The sequence below is a fragment of the Arthrobacter sp. SPT-J7 genome (genome assembly GCF_059089965.1).
On record NZ_JBNHFF010000004.1, the window covers coordinates 297986 to 310846 of the forward strand.

15 protein-coding genes are annotated in these 12861 nt (G+C 66.7%); 8 read left to right on the forward strand and 7 right to left on the reverse strand.

Translation table 11 applies throughout. The features are described from left to right. The first annotated feature begins 12 nt into the window (after positions 1–12). Entirely contained in the window at positions 13–723 is a 711-nt protein-coding gene (locus tag AC5RWX_RS08940; protein WP_493939361.1) for a queuosine precursor transporter, read from the forward strand. Here the strand turns inward: AC5RWX_RS08940 and AC5RWX_RS08945 are convergent. Then, complete coding sequence (locus AC5RWX_RS08945; RefSeq protein WP_493939360.1) at positions 687–926, reverse strand: hypothetical protein; 240 nt, start codon at positions 924–926, stop codon at positions 687–689. The genes AC5RWX_RS08940 and AC5RWX_RS08945 overlap by 37 nt on opposite strands. Positions 927–1232: 306 nt before the next feature. On the opposite strand from AC5RWX_RS08945, the gene AC5RWX_RS08950 reads away from it, so the two are divergent. The 3 genes from AC5RWX_RS08950 to AC5RWX_RS08960 all read left to right on the forward strand — a co-directional run bounded on the left by AC5RWX_RS08950 (position 1233) and on the right by AC5RWX_RS08960 (position 2883). After that, entirely contained in the window at positions 1233–1946 is a 714-nt protein-coding gene (locus AC5RWX_RS08950) for a TetR/AcrR family transcriptional regulator (RefSeq protein WP_493939359.1), read from the forward strand. A 215-nt stretch (positions 1947–2161) separates the two neighbouring features. Next, positions 2162–2563 (forward strand): GNAT family N-acetyltransferase, encoded by a 402-nt coding sequence (locus AC5RWX_RS08955; protein ID WP_493939358.1) that lies wholly within the window; start codon positions 2162–2164, stop codon positions 2561–2563. Then, entirely contained in the window at positions 2560–2883 is a 324-nt protein-coding gene (locus AC5RWX_RS08960; protein ID WP_493939357.1) for a hypothetical protein, read from the forward strand. The genes AC5RWX_RS08955 and AC5RWX_RS08960 overlap by 4 nt, the downstream gene beginning before the upstream one ends. 92 nt (positions 2884–2975) lie before the next feature. Here AC5RWX_RS08960 and tgt read toward each other — a convergent pair whose 3' ends face one another. Beyond that, the gene (gene tgt, locus AC5RWX_RS08965) at positions 2976–4235 is read right to left on the reverse strand and encodes a tRNA guanosine(34) transglycosylase Tgt (protein WP_493939356.1); all 1260 of its coding nucleotides are present in this window, start codon (positions 4233–4235) and stop codon (positions 2976–2978) included. Between the two features lie 231 nt (positions 4236–4466). On the opposite strand from tgt, the gene AC5RWX_RS08970 reads away from it, so the two are divergent. Then, on the forward strand, positions 4467–5522 hold the full coding sequence (locus tag AC5RWX_RS08970; RefSeq protein WP_493939355.1) for an FUSC family protein: 1056 nt from the start codon (positions 4467–4469) through the stop codon (positions 5520–5522). Positions 5523–5566: 44 nt separating this feature from the next. Here AC5RWX_RS08970 and AC5RWX_RS08975 read toward each other — a convergent pair whose 3' ends face one another. Together AC5RWX_RS08975 and AC5RWX_RS08980 are read right to left on the reverse strand one after the other, a co-directional pair. Further along, positions 5567–6343 carry an SRPBCC family protein gene (locus tag AC5RWX_RS08975; RefSeq protein ID WP_493944497.1) on the reverse strand — a complete coding sequence of 259 codons (777 nt, stop codon included), beginning with the start codon at positions 6341–6343 and terminating at the stop codon, positions 5567–5569. A 53-nt stretch (positions 6344–6396) separates the two neighbouring features. Next, positions 6397–7305: a DUF6707 family protein gene (locus tag AC5RWX_RS08980; RefSeq protein WP_493939353.1), complete on the reverse strand. Its 909-nt coding sequence runs from the start codon at positions 7303–7305 to the stop codon at positions 6397–6399. Positions 7306–8108: 803 nt separating this feature from the next. On the opposite strand from AC5RWX_RS08980, the gene AC5RWX_RS08985 reads away from it, so the two are divergent. Then, entirely contained in the window at positions 8109–8360 is a 252-nt protein-coding gene (locus AC5RWX_RS08985) for a hypothetical protein (protein ID WP_493957400.1), read from the forward strand. A 197-nt stretch (positions 8361–8557) separates the two neighbouring features. Here AC5RWX_RS08985 and AC5RWX_RS08990 read toward each other — a convergent pair whose 3' ends face one another. Continuing rightward, positions 8558–9097: an NUDIX hydrolase family protein gene (locus AC5RWX_RS08990; protein ID WP_493939351.1), complete on the reverse strand. Its 540-nt coding sequence runs from the start codon at positions 9095–9097 to the stop codon at positions 8558–8560. Between the two features lie 68 nt (positions 9098–9165). Beyond that, positions 9166–9909, reverse strand: a complete 744-nt coding sequence (locus AC5RWX_RS08995) for a VOC family protein (RefSeq protein WP_493957399.1) — start codon at positions 9907–9909, stop codon at positions 9166–9168. Positions 9910–9987: 78 nt separating this feature from the next. Here AC5RWX_RS08995 and AC5RWX_RS09000 point away from each other — a divergent pair, with 78 nt between their 5' ends. Beyond that, positions 9988–10581 carry a YdeI/OmpD-associated family protein gene (locus AC5RWX_RS09000; RefSeq protein WP_493957398.1) on the forward strand — a complete coding sequence of 198 codons (594 nt, stop codon included), beginning with the start codon at positions 9988–9990 and terminating at the stop codon, positions 10579–10581. Positions 10582–10629: 48 nt separating this feature from the next. On the opposite strand, the gene AC5RWX_RS09005 is transcribed toward AC5RWX_RS09000, so the two are convergent. Continuing rightward, the gene (locus AC5RWX_RS09005; protein ID WP_493957397.1) at positions 10630–11790 is read right to left on the reverse strand and encodes a glycoside hydrolase family 76 protein; all 1161 of its coding nucleotides are present in this window, start codon (positions 11788–11790) and stop codon (positions 10630–10632) included. A 267-nt stretch (positions 11791–12057) separates the two neighbouring features. Between AC5RWX_RS09005 and AC5RWX_RS09010 the strand changes: the two genes are divergently transcribed. Beyond that, the gene (locus AC5RWX_RS09010) at positions 12058–12834 is read left to right on the forward strand and encodes a 3-hydroxyacyl-CoA dehydrogenase (RefSeq protein WP_493957396.1); all 777 of its coding nucleotides are present in this window, start codon (positions 12058–12060) and stop codon (positions 12832–12834) included. Positions 12835–12861 lie beyond the last annotated feature (27 nt).

Consider the following 12861-nt stretch of genomic DNA (forward strand, 5'->3'; position numbering starts at 1 on the left):
TGAATCTCCACAATGACTGAACTGCAATCCCGGACGCCTGCCCGCTTCGCCTCGATCGGCAGCCCCTACTTTGGCATCATGCTTGCCGTCATGGCCGTGGTCCTGATCCTGTCCAACATCGGCGCCGCCAAGGGCGTGGTCATCGGGCCAATCATCACCGACGGCGGGTTTTTCCTCTTCCCGCTGGCCTACATTCTGGGTGACGTGATCAGCGAAGTTTACGGTTTCAAGGTGGCGCGCAAGGCCATCGTGACCACCTTTGCCCTGTCGGCCTTCGCCTCGCTGTGCTACTGGGTCATCATCGGACTTCCCGGCTTCGACGACGACTACGGCCAGATGAAACAGCAAGCCCTGGAGGGTGCGCTCGGCCCGGTGCCGCTGATCGTGCTCGCCAGCCTGCTGGGCTTCCTGGTCGGCCAAACGCTGAATTCCTGGGTGCTGGTACGGATGAAGGAACGCTCGGGCGAACGCCGCTTGTGGGCGCGCTTGATGGGCTCCACCGGAGTAGGGGAATTCGCCGACACACTGATCTTCTGCTCGATTGCGGCGTCCATCATCGGCATCAACGACTTCCCCACCTTCGTGAATTATGTACTGGCAGGTTTCATCTACAAGACCTTGGTGGAGTTCCTCTTCGTGCCCGTCACCACAGCCGTCATCGGCTGGCTGAAGAAGCGTGAACCGTCCTACAGCGGGCTGGCCTCGGATCCTTCCGCAAGCTGATCGTCGATAGCCAGTGCCGGGACGCGCTCGCTGAGTTCCGACGGAGTCAGGTTCGCAGCTCCGAGGATCTCCTCCGGCGCGGCCCCGGCTTTGAGGGCCATATCAATGGCCACGTCAAGATGCGTTTCCGCCTGGTCCATCTCCACCTGCAACCCCTCGACTGCTGCCGAAGCGGTCCATACATCCTTCAGATGTTCTTCCATCGTGCAACTTCCTATCTGGCCAGACGAAGGTCCCTCTGCCCTAGCCGGGCCTCTCCCTCGGATGAAGGAACGGCCCCAAATCGCCAGCTTACAGTGTAAGGTCCGCCCTTGGCATCCCCAATCGGGCTCTTTGCCGGGAATTTTCCCAACCTTCTCCCACAGCGGAAAACCGCAGCCTGAAGCGGAAAATCACGCACCGGCGGTACGGGATTCGGGAAGAGGGGGGTCACGCGGGCTGGAAGCGAGGGGGGGACAGGGCGAATCGCGGCGCGTAGGCTGGTGCGCAATCGCAGGAGGGAGTGCTCAATGGCCGAGTCCGAAACGTCCGCTTCGCCAGACGGCGACCATCCCGGTGGCGACAGGCAGAGGCTGGATCGGCGGCGTATTCTCGAGGCCGGCGCCGCTTTTATCGAGAAACACGGGGTCCGCCAACTGAGCATGCGGCGCCTGGGCGCCGAGCTGGATGTTGAAGCCATGTCGCTGTACCGCTACGTGCCGTCACGCGAGGACCTGCTGGACGGCATCGTGGAGTTGGTGGTCGACGAGTTGTACAGCGATCCAGAAGTCTACGTGGAGCCGCGCCATGGCTGGCAGGATTACCTGCTCCGGCTGGCCCATGGTCTGCGCAGGATGGCCGTGAAACATCCCCAGGTCTTCCCGCTGATTGCCACCCGGCCCGCCGAAGCGCCGTGGGTGCGCCCGCCATTGCGAAGCCTGCGCTGGGTGGAGTCCTTCCTCAGGGCGATGACGAATGCGGGGTTCAGCAATGAGGACGCGGTGGAGGCCTACCGTGCGTTCAGCAGCTTCCTGATCGGCCACCTGCTGCTGGAGGTCGCGGCGCTCGGGGCCGATATCGGCCCGGTCGATGACATCAGCCATTCGCCTTCCATCAAGGCCGACCTGACCGAGTACCCCCTGCTGCAGGAACTGCAGGGCCTGCTGTCGGAAGACCGGTCCAAACAGGAGTTCGACGCAGCGCTTGATGCTCTGCTGGACCGCTTGGACAGCCAGCTCGGCTGACAGCCGCATCTGCCCGTGACTCTCCGCGACCAAAATTCCCCTTCCGGCCGACAGGAATTCACCGGCTGACTTTGCAGAATGATAGTAAGCATGCTTTGCTTACATCGTAAGCATGGTTAGTTTTTGGCTCCGGTCCGCCGGAGACATGGCTTCGCAGCAGGTGGGCCGGCCTGGCAAGGCCTCGCCGCCGGACTGCGCATGGATGAGGAGAAGGCATGCAGGTTATACGCGACAACTACGGCGCATCACGCTTCGATGCCTACGTTGATGGTGAAGTGGCGGCGTCGCTGAAGTACAAGATCCAAGACGGCGAAATGTGGCTCCTCGAAATCGAAGAAGACCGTTGGCACCGCGGATCGGGACATGGTGAGGCCTTGGTGCGGCGTGCGCTGGCGGAGGCGCATCGACGCCGCCTGCGTGTCTTGCCCTTCTGCCAGGAGGCCAGGCAGCAGGTGTTCGGCCATCCAGTGTTCCTGCAGTTGGTTCCGCGGGAGCAGCGCAGCCGGTTCCACAAGTCGTGGGCGCTGGAAGGTAAGGCCCGCGCCGCACGTCGCCGGCGTCGTGTTCCGGCCAGCGCGATCCGCTCCTCGGCGGCGGCCACGGCGGCAGCACGGTGAGTGGCAAACTCAAGGTCACCGTCCGAGTCGACTTGGAGTTCTCAGCGGTGCACATCGACGTGCGCGGGCGGGTCGACGAGCGCAACGTGCTGGCCGTCTATTCGCTGGCGCAGCGGGCAAACTCCTTGGCACCGGGTCTGGAAGTGGCCATCGACCTGACTCACGCTTCTGTGGATGGAGCCGTCCTCTGGCACCTGCAGGCTTGCGCGGTGTCTGGATTCCTGCCCGAATACGCCGACCCGCTGCAGGCTGAATGCAGGCTCAAGATCCTGGCGCCCGAGGCGCAGGGCGAGCATGCCGACGTCGTGCTTGCCGCTTAATCGGTAAACACGGCACTCTTCGCGGAAGGCCGCCGTCGTGATCTCTTGGATCCGACGGCGGCCTTCGTGTTGGGCGGGGGGTTGCCGCGGGGTCAGGCGTAGTAGCGTCCCAGAACCTCTGCCTTGAAGTCGAAAAAGGAACCGTCGTCGATGGCCAACCGCGCATCGTCGACCAGCTTTACCGTAAAGCGTTCGTTGTGGATGGAAATCAGCGTGTGGCTGACCATCTCGTTCGCCTTGTAGAGGTGGTGGATGTAGGCGCGGGTGTAGTTGGCACAGGTATAGCAGTCGCAGCCGTCCACCAACGGAGCGAAGTCCAGTTTGAACCGGCGGTTGGACAGGTTCTTGCGGCCGTCCGGAGTATAGAACGCCGAGTTGCGGGCCACGCGCGTGGGGGAGACACAGTCAAAGGTGTCCGCGCCGTTCTCGATGGCGGTGAAGATGTCGTCCGGTTCGGAGATGCCCAGCAGGTGCCGGGGTTTGTCCTCGGGGAGCTCCTCGGTGCACCAGCGCACGATGGTGCCCAGGTTCTCCTTCTCCAGTGCGCCGCCGATGCCGAAGCCGTCGAAGTTCATCGCCCCCAGGTCCCGGCAGGCCTTGCGCCGCAGGTCCTCGTACTGGGCGCCCTGGATGACGCCGAACAGCGCCTGGTACGGACGGTGCGACCGCTCGTCGGTGAGCCGCTCATGCTCCGTCACGCAGCGTTCGGCCCACAGCCGGGTGCGCTCCAGCGACTCTTCCTGGTAGCCGCGCGAATTCATCAGCGTGGTCAGCTCGTCGAAGGCGAACATGATGTCCGCGCCCAGCTGGTGCTGCACCTGCATGGAGATCTCCGGCGTGAAGCGGTGTTTGTCACCGTTGAGGTGCGACTTGAACCAGACGCCGTCATCGTCCACATGGGCCAGCCGCTCCTTGCCGGGGGCCACTTGGTCATCCGAGCCGGTGCTGGCCGCGGCGGCGTCCATATTGATGACCTTTTTGAACCCGGAACCGAGGCTCATCACCTGGAAGCCGCCGGAGTCGGTGAAGGTGGGGCCGTCCCAGTTCATGAACTTGCCCAGGCCGCCGGCCGCATCAAGCACCGCTGCGCCGGGCTGTAGGTACAGGTGGTAGGCGTTGGCCAGCAGCGCCTGGGCGCCGAGTTCCTTCATAGCTTCGGGCAGCACCGCTTTAACCGTGGCCTTGGTGCCGACGGCGATGAACGCCGGGGTTTGGATCTCGCCGTGCGGTGTGCTGATGGTGCCGGTGCGGCCCTGGAACCCGCCCCCGTTCTTTTCTATCCGGGCAGGGGAGGGGCTGGCGGTGTTGGCAAGGCGGTTGCCAACGCGGAAGGAAAAATCAGACTGGGGCACTCCACCATTTTGCCTTACCCAATGCAGGGCAGGGCGCGGGTATGCCGGCGGGCACCGCCAGAGACTGCCCGTTGTGGCGAGGCGGACACCCGTCTGTCCGGCCGCTCACAGAATGATGGTTGCCTCAAGCAAGCGAATTAGGGTTGGGAGTGGCCCTCCTGCTGTAGGCAGTCCCGCGCCGGTGATGGGTTGAGGCATGGCGGATATTGTGGCAAGCGAAAGGCGGGCAGCATGGTGACGCAGCACGTAAGGGAGTTCTTCCGGGTCGGTCCGGCGCGCCAGGATCATATTGTCGCCACCCGTTGCGGAATCAGCGTGGGGCTGCCGTTGCTCGCCCTGCTGGCCATGGGCCGGTTCGATCTGATGATTTTCGCCGCCTTCGGTGCCTTCACCGGTATCTATGGCCGGGGCGAGGCCCACGGCGCCAGGCTGCGGCACCAGGGCGAGTTCGGCGTACTGATCATGCTGGTGATGTTCCTCGGCGCGCTTACCGCCCTGGCCGACCCCGGACCGTGGGGGATCGTTTTCGGCACCACCGTGGTGGCCGGCCTGTGGTCGCTGGCGGTCAACTATTTGCAACTGCGTCCGGCCGGCGTCATTTTCTTTACCTTCGGCTATGCGGCCATCGGGTCCATAACGCTGACCGCACCACTGTGGCAGGCCATGTTGACCGGCTTGGTGAGTGTGGTGTTGGCCATGCTGATCGGGATCAGCAGCAGGTTGGTGCCGTCCTGGCGCACGTCCATGGCGCCGCCGGCCAAGCCTCACTTTAGCAGCGAACACTGGCGCGAATTCGGCGTCGAAGCCGGCGCCAACGCCGTGGCGGCCCTAACCGCTGGAACTCTGGCCACCATGGTGGGGCTGGGCCACAATTACTGGGCGATGGTGGCGGCCGTGGCGCCGATCGCAGGCCCTAGCCTGGCGCAGCGGGTGAAAAAGGGCGTGCACCGCATCTTGGGGACCTTCGCGGGCGTGGCGGCAGCCGGGCTGCTGCTGGCGCCGCACCCGGAGCCCTGGGTCTTGGTCCTGATGGTGATCGTGCTGCAGTTCGCGGCTGAAATGTTCGTGCTGCGGCACTATGCGCTGGCGCTGATCTTTATCACGCCTTTGGCCCTGATTATGACCGAGCTTGCCGCCCCCACAAATCCGCAGGAGCTCATGGTGGACCGGGCGCTGCAGACCGCCATTGGCGCCCTGGTCGGGCTGAGCCTGGTCTACCTGATGCACCAGCGGACGCTCCGCGAGAAGAACCGACGCCGCCTTCGCAGGCACCAAGACGGGGCCTGAAACGGTCGCCTTTCCAATGAGGAACCGGCGCCGAGATGGAGTGCTTACTCGCCGCTGACTCCTGCAGTGCTGCCGGGCACCAGCCGGTCGGCGTCGGGCAGTGCGTTGTTGCGCCACGTCTCCCAGCCGTCCCGTATTTCGGCCAGTCGCCGGGCGCCGAGCCCGTAACAGCTGATCAGCACCTGACTGCCGCCCTCGGGCCTGCCGTCCGGGTGTGATGGAGTTGTTGCAACAATCAGCAGGCCGCCGCCATGGTCGGCATAGCCATCAACGGTCAACCCCACCTGGCGGTCCGACCGGAACCACACCTTTCCGGAAATGTCCTCCCCGGTGGCAAGCCTGGCGCTGTACGCTTCGCCCGGCTCCGGCAGGTTGCCCAGGCCAAGGCTGGAGAGCAGGCCGCCCGACGGGATGGAATCAGCGCCGAGGTACGTGGTCTGGCGGTGGTCATTGGGATGCCGTTCCAGCGCGAACCGCAGCTGCTGCAGGAAGGTCAGCCAGCCTTCGCTGACGTCCTCCCACCACTCGTCGGACTGCTCGCCTGACTCCGGGCCGCGCTCCAGGGTGAGCCGGACGCCGTCGCCCACCGGCTCCAGGACGAAGGCGTCGCTGTCGCCCATGGTCAGCCGTTTGTGGTCTTCGGCCTCGATGGCATCGGTGAAGTAGATGTCGCGGATCTCCTCGTCCAGCCCGGCCATGTCCCAGCCATGCCACTGGGCGATGCGTTTGGGCTCGCGCAGCATGGTCCATACTTGGCGGGCATCCGCATTGATGTGGACGCTGAGTGAACCGGGTTCTGTTGCCGCACCGCTCTCCGTCATGCGGCCGACTCTACTCTCGGGCCTCCGGAAGTGGCCAGAGCCCGGCGTCGGGCTTAGGAGTTCCGTTGTTGAACGTCCAGGGCGCGGATAGCGACTAGTTCGTTGCTGATCCGGCGGTCCAGTTCGATCGGTTCCAGGGTCTCCGACCCGCCGTGCGTGCGCAAGTACAGCAGTGCGGTCAGCCGCAGTTCGCGCCACTCACGTTCCGCCGTGTGGTCCGCCGCAGCCATCGCCCGGTGGATTTCTTTGTCATAGAGGTTCGGCTCGTTCAACTGGCGCTGGCGGACCTCGGCATTGATTTTCGCGCGGAAAGGATCCTCGTCGGCGTCGTCCGGCGCGCGCAACGCTTCGGCTAGCTGCAGGGCTTCCGCCCTCTCTTCCTCGCCGCCTGATTCGCGCAAGATGTAGGCGGCCATAGCCATCGAAGACTCGATCCATTTCCACCGGCCGAAGTTCCCGTCGAAGGGCTGGTCGATGATCAGCCGGCACACCGTGAGCGCGCGCTCGCGGTCGTCCAGTTCCACGAACAACGTATGCGCGAGGTCCCGCACGTCCTGCAGATGGCTGCCGGCCTTGGTGTTCAGGCCGCGGCTCAAGCGGGCGGCCAGCCGCTGGACCCCGGCATGTCGGCCATGCGCCCGGGCCACCGCCACCACCACGGCTTCCGGTGTGCCTTCCTCCGCCGGAATCAGTTCTAGGTCATCCTGCGCCAACGCGCCAGGCAGTTGGGCGGGCCTGCGCGAGGAAGCAATGCGGATGCGCGATCCGTGGGCAATGCGCACACGGCTGCCGTCTTCCAGCGTGGCCACCACCAGCGCCGGTGTGCCGAAATCGTCGGGCACGACGGCGGTGTCTGCCACGGGGGCGGAATGCTCACCGGAGCGCGTCAGGAACCGGGCGCCAGCGCCTACGCTTTCGGCTTTGACATGGTGAATGAATGTCTCTGCCTGTTGTTCCGTCATGGGTAAATCCTTAGTCACGCTCGCGATCGTCAGATCAGTATATGAAATCGTTACCTTTCGGACGGGAGGCCCGCTGTGGTGTCCCGCGTGCCGCGATGATGAAACGATGGATCGTGGTGGTCATCTCAGCGGCGCCGAGCAGAGCGGCGCAATCCCAACTCCCCGAACAAGCCCGTCACCCGCAGCACAACCATGCCCGCCGAACCCATTTGACGCGCCCGCCCTGCTCTCGCGCGGGGTGCCTGCCGGGCTCTTGGCGGAGTGGGCAACCGGCGCCACGTTTCTGGCAGAACCACCGCCGCAAGCGCCGTTGGTCCGTCCCCTAGCGGGCTTCGGAACACGTGCGTACAGGATGCGCCACATTGCCTTCCCTCTGGTGAGCGCTACTGACGCTAGTTGCTCTTGTATGCCGGGGGCTGGAGGGAACTTTTCAAGCATGACTAAGGAACGCTGATCAGTCCTCGCGGAATGTGGCGCATCCTGTACGCCACATCTGTGGCGCCTTACACGCGGCGTCCGCTGCGCACGCTACGAACGTGCACGCGATGAACGGTGACGCCTGCCTCACCGGCCGGGGGACAGCGCCGTGGCAGCAGGGGCACCGGCCGGCGGGGCCGGGCCAATGGACGATGTGCTTGCTCGAACTATTTGAAATTCGGAGCAGGATCGCGGACCAGACGTGACCGCGATGGTGGATAGCGTCTAGATATCGAAAAACTCCCGGAACCGCGTTCGTCCTAGGCCTCCGGGGAAGCCGCACCCACGCACAGCAGCCCTACGTTCTGTGAAAGTTGAATCCCGCCATGAGCGTCATTCTTGCCCCCGAGGCCCGCGCCGGCCACGTGCCAACGCACGCACCCGTCCAGCCCGAACAGTTCCGCAGCAGGAGCCGCCTCACCGTTCTGCTGCGCGTTGCGGGCCTGATCCTGATGGATTTTGCCAACCGGCGCAGCCAGCGGCCGGTGACCCTGGAGCGGCTGCGCTGTCAGGACCAGCATCAGGAGCAGTCCCGGGATCTGGCCGCCCAGATGTACACCTGGACGCTGCCCAGATAGGAGCGCCGCCGATCAACTCGACGGGCTCCGTCCGACCGGGCCGGATGCCGCCGGACCATGTTCTGCTGGAGCCCGGCCGCTGTCGGACCGAGTGGGCCGAAGGACCAGGAGCCCGTCGGATTGCCGGGCCGCCGCCGGACCAGGAGCCCGTCGGATTGCCGCGCTCCTGTCGGACCGGGCTCCCGCCGGACCTGCGGTCAGCGGCACCAGCCTGCGTGGGCCAGCGCCTGGCGCAGGAGATTGCCGCGGCCGCCGATGAACTCGGACTGGACCGCCGGGCTGAGGGCATCTTCCGGCGTCATCCAGCTCAGCTCCAATGCGTCCTGGCGTGGATTGCATTCGCCGGTGACCGGGATGACGTAGGCCAGTGCCACGGCGTGCTGCCGGTCATCGGTCAGCCCGGTCTCGGACGGAGAGGGGAAGTACTCTGCCACGGTGAACGGCACCGGGCTGGCCGGCAGCTGCGGAAAGGCCAGCGGGCCCAGGTCCTTTTCCAAGTGGCGCAGCAGCGCGGCGCGGACCGTCTCGCGGTACATCACCCGTCCGGATACGAAGGTGCGCACCATCTCGCCTTCGGCGGAAGCCTGCAGCAGCAGGCCGATCTCCGTGACGTACCCCAGCGAATCCAGCCGCACCGGCACCGCCTCCACGTAGAGCATGGGTAAACGTTGCCGGGCCTCGTGCAGATCCTCGTTGGAAAGCCAGCCGGGATACGGGTCGGGAGTGCGTACGCTCATGTACTTGTTCTACCCCACCGCTGCGATGCCAGTCACGCCAGCCGCCCGCAACGGCGCGTCCCCGCGGGTCAGTCGGCATCAGCGGGGCCGGCCGGGGCATCCGCTCGGACGCTGAACCGCAGCCGCCCCCAAGCGGCCGCACCCGCACCGTCTGGATGCTCCACGAGCAGTGTCTGAATGACTCCCTCCTCCGCCGGGGTGCAGGCGATTCCCGCCGCGGTGAGACGGTCGCGCAGGGCGGTCAGGTCGTCGTCGTACTCAAAGGAAAGTTCCAGCTGCTCTTTTGCGCCGTGCCGCACGGCGACCAGCCCGCCGTTCTTCGCCGCGAAGTCCGCCCATTCGCCGGCGTCGCCGAACCGCGCGTGCGCGCCGATCCCGCGGAGCGTGGCAACAGCACCCGGGACATCAGGCGTCACCCAAGCCGGCATCACGGCCAGCGCCGGATCCGGTTGGTCGGGGCCGGGGTGGTTGCCGAAAAACGGGGAGGCGGGATCGGCCAGGAAGCTGAACCCCGATGGCGCGGTAATCCTTGCGGTGCGGCCGTGCTCGGCGTCTTCGATCGCCACTTGGGTGCCGTCGGCTGCGGTGCGGCGGGCGAACTGGTCCAGGTCGCGGACCTCGAAACCCAGCTCCAAGCGGCCGTCCGCGGGATCGCCGGCATCGACCCGGTGCAGTCCCAGCCGGCCGGAGGCGGCATCAAACTCCAGCCAGGCCCCGCCGTCGTCAACCGCGCAGACCAGCCCGGCCGTGGTCAGCAGTTCCCGCCACGGCTCGATCCGAGACGTGAACACAACGGGGCGGACACGCAGCACAGCAGTCTCCTTCAAGTCAGCAACGAAGATACTTCCGAAACTACTAGACGGCGGGGCCCTGGCATGCTGGCATAAGGCATGCCTGCAGAACTTCCCGAATTGTTGTTGCCCGACGCAGCCGCCTGGCGGGCCTGGCTGGAGGAACACCATGCCACGTCGCCCGGTGTCTGGCTCATCCTGCACAAGAAGGGCGGCTCGGTGACGGCGCTGGACTACGCGGGTGCGCTCGAAGAGGCCCTGTGTTTCGGCTGGATCGACGGCCAAGGCAAACGCCGGGATGCGGAAAGCTCGTTCCAGCGGTTTACCCCGCGCGGCAAGCGCAGCATCTGGTCGCAGCGCAACGTCCGGTACATCGAAAAGTTGGAACAGGCCGGCAAGATGCACGACGCCGGCCGGGCTGCTGTGGCTGCGGCGCAGGCCGACGGTCGCTGGGAGAAGGCCTACGCCGGCCCGGCCACGGCCCAAGTTCCCGCGGACCTGGCCGCGGCGATCGCCGCGGTGCCGGAGGCGCAGGCGATGTTCGACGTGCTCACCTCGCAGAACCGCTACGCCCTGATCCACCGGCTGGGCCAGCTGAAAACCGACGCCGGCCGGCAGCGCCGGATCGCCGAGTTCGTGCAGATGCTGGCCCGGCATGAAACACCGTACCCGCAGCAGAAACAGCCGTCCTGACCTTCGCTCGGAGTCCGCACCTGGCTGCCGCGGTCAACCAGCCAGCGGTCAACCAGCCAGCGTGGCGGCGGCCTCCAGCGTCATCCACGCCTGCAATTGCGTGGAAAGTTCGACGCCGGTGCCCGGCTCCGGTTTCCCCGCCGCCGGCGCCGCCGGGTCGGCGGAGAAGACCAGGACCTCCCAGCTGCGGTGGTTCTCGATGGCCCGTCCGGCCCAAAATCCTGCGGCGGTGTCCGCGACCATTCGCGCGGCCAGTTCGCGCACCTCGCCGGGCAGCTGGTCGGACCGCGCCGCCACCGCCAGGTAGCGCGCCAGAATCCCGGTGAACAGTCCGCCGTCGCCGGCACCGTGCGTGCGCAGGACCAGTTTCCGGCCCTCTTCCTCGGTGACTTCGGGCTGCTGCACCAGGCCGGCCGCGATGCCGTGCACCAGCTCGGCGGCGCGCTTCAGATCGGTGTCCCGGCCCACCGCCAGCAGCGCCCCGAGCACCGGCCCCTGGTTGTAGGTATAGATGTCCGGCACCAGAACGGGCTTCCCGCCGGTGATGCGCACGCCGTCCAGGTACAGCCGCCGCTCCGGTGCGTACAGTTCGGTATCCAGCCAGTCCAGCAGCCGCGCGGCCTGCCCGGTGTCGCCCGTGCGGGCCAGATACAGCGCGGCCGGCGCGGTGGCCGGTGTGTTCTTGAAGTCCCGGGCAGTGCTCCAGAACAAGCCTCCGCCCAGATCCGGGGTGTGCGCCGATTCCAGCTGCGCCAGCAGCCGGGAGGCAGCGGTCCTGTTCCGAAAGCGCGGCTTGGCCGCCTCGGCTGCCAGCGCATCCAGCCGCTGCGTGGCCAGCGCCAGCCAGGCCATGTCGTCGTAATAGTCGTTGGTGAAGCGGAAGCCATTGCGCCACCGCACCGTGCGCAGCAGCCGGGCAGCCAGACGTCCCGCGCTCGGTCCGTTGCCGCCGTCGTAATGCTGCCCCCGGCGCAGCTCCCGCCGGCCGGCGTCCACCAGACAGTCCAAAAAATGCGCCTGCCACCAGTAGTGCCACGGTCCGCTCTGGCCGTGCGAGGGCCGGCGGACGGCGCCCAGCAGGGTGAAGGGCAGCCCCAGCCAGCGGTGGCCGAAATGGCGGACGACGGCGATCGCTGCCTCATCCGCGCGGCCTGCCGCTAGCGTCGGGTTGGGCGGGCGGAGGGCTCCGCCGCCGGGCGGGGTGCGCATGGGCATTAGCCTAACGGCGGATGGGTGCTCCAGCAGGCCGGGCATGCTGGCCGGGGCCCCGGACCCCGGGCCGCGGACCCCGGCCGCAGACCCCGGCCGCAGACCCCACCGGTGACCGCGGTGTGCGCCGGGCCACACTAGGCTGAGGTGAGCGGTGCGGCCGGTCGGTGCGCGGCCGGCCTGCCGGCTGGCGGCGGCACCGCACACCGGTGCTGCCGGTTTGGCCGGCGGCGGAAAGAAGCACGTTCAGAGGATGAGGAGGACTCAGTGGAGGTTTCCGGAGCTGTTGCCCTGATTACCGGCGGAGCATCAGGGTTGGGTGCGGCGACCGCCCGCCGGCTGCATGCTGCCGGCGCGTCGGTGGTGCTGTTGGATCTGCCCGGTTCGAAGGGGGAGGAGTTCGCTGCCGAACTGGGGGAGCGGGCCCTGTTTGCACCCGCCGATGTGACCGATGTCGACCAGGTGCAGGCAGCGGTGGACCGCGCGGCGGGGATGGGGCCGCTGCGCATACTGGTGAACTGCGCCGGCGTCGGCACGCCGGGCAAGGTGCTGGGGCGGGACGGCGTGCTGCCTCTGGAAGCGTTCAGCAAGGTGGTCCAGATCAATCTCATCGGCACCTTCAACGTGATCCGGCTGGCGGCAGCCGCGATGGCTGCAACCGAACCGGTAGAAACCGAACTGGGCGGCCCGGAACGCGGCGTCATCATCAACACGGCTTCGGTGGCGGCGTTCGACGGCCAGATCGGCCAGCCTGCCTACGCCGCCTCCAAAGGCGGGGTGGCGGCGATGACGCTGCCGCTGGCCCGGGAACTGGCGCGCTCGCTGATCCGGGTGGTCACTATTGCGCCCGGCATCTTCGAGACCCCGATGATGGCCGGACTGCCGCAGCAGGCGCAGGAGTCGCTGGGCCATCAGGTGCCGCACCCGTCCCGGCTAGGCCGGCCGGCGGAATACGCGGAACTTGCCGCGCACATCGTGGCCAACAGCATGCTCAACGGCGAGACCATCCGGCTGGACGGGGCCATCCGGATGGCACCGAAGTAAACCGCGCGCAGGCGAGAGGTGTGGCAC

Excerpts from the sequence above, each read along its gene's own strand:
- AC5RWX_RS09000 (WP_493957398.1), top strand. The coding sequence starts at position 9,988 with ATGCCTGCAGAACTTCCCGAATTGTTGTTGCCCGACGCAGCCGCCTGG.
- AC5RWX_RS08955 (WP_493939358.1), top strand. The coding sequence starts at position 2,162 with ATGCAGGTTATACGCGACAACTACGGCGCATCACGCTTCGATGCCTAC.
- AC5RWX_RS08975 (WP_493944497.1), bottom strand. The coding sequence starts at position 6,343 with ATGACGGAGAGCGGTGCGGCAACAGAACCCGGTTCACTCAGCGTCCAC.
- AC5RWX_RS08950 (WP_493939359.1), top strand. The coding sequence starts at position 1,233 with ATGGCCGAGTCCGAAACGTCCGCTTCGCCAGACGGCGACCATCCCGGT.
- AC5RWX_RS08940 (WP_493939361.1), top strand. The coding sequence starts at position 13 with ATGACTGAACTGCAATCCCGGACGCCTGCCCGCTTCGCCTCGATCGGC.
- AC5RWX_RS08980 (WP_493939353.1), bottom strand. The coding sequence starts at position 7,305 with ATGACGGAACAACAGGCAGAGACATTCATTCACCATGTCAAAGCCGAA.
- AC5RWX_RS09005 (WP_493957397.1), bottom strand. The coding sequence starts at position 11,790 with ATGCGCACCCCGCCCGGCGGCGGAGCCCTCCGCCCGCCCAACCCGACG.
- AC5RWX_RS08990 (WP_493939351.1), bottom strand. The coding sequence starts at position 9,097 with ATGAGCGTACGCACTCCCGACCCGTATCCCGGCTGGCTTTCCAACGAG.
- AC5RWX_RS08970 (WP_493939355.1), top strand. The coding sequence starts at position 4,467 with ATGGTGACGCAGCACGTAAGGGAGTTCTTCCGGGTCGGTCCGGCGCGC.
- AC5RWX_RS08985 (WP_493957400.1), top strand. The coding sequence starts at position 8,109 with ATGAGCGTCATTCTTGCCCCCGAGGCCCGCGCCGGCCACGTGCCAACG.
- AC5RWX_RS08945 (WP_493939360.1), bottom strand. The coding sequence starts at position 926 with ATGGAAGAACATCTGAAGGATGTATGGACCGCTTCGGCAGCAGTCGAG.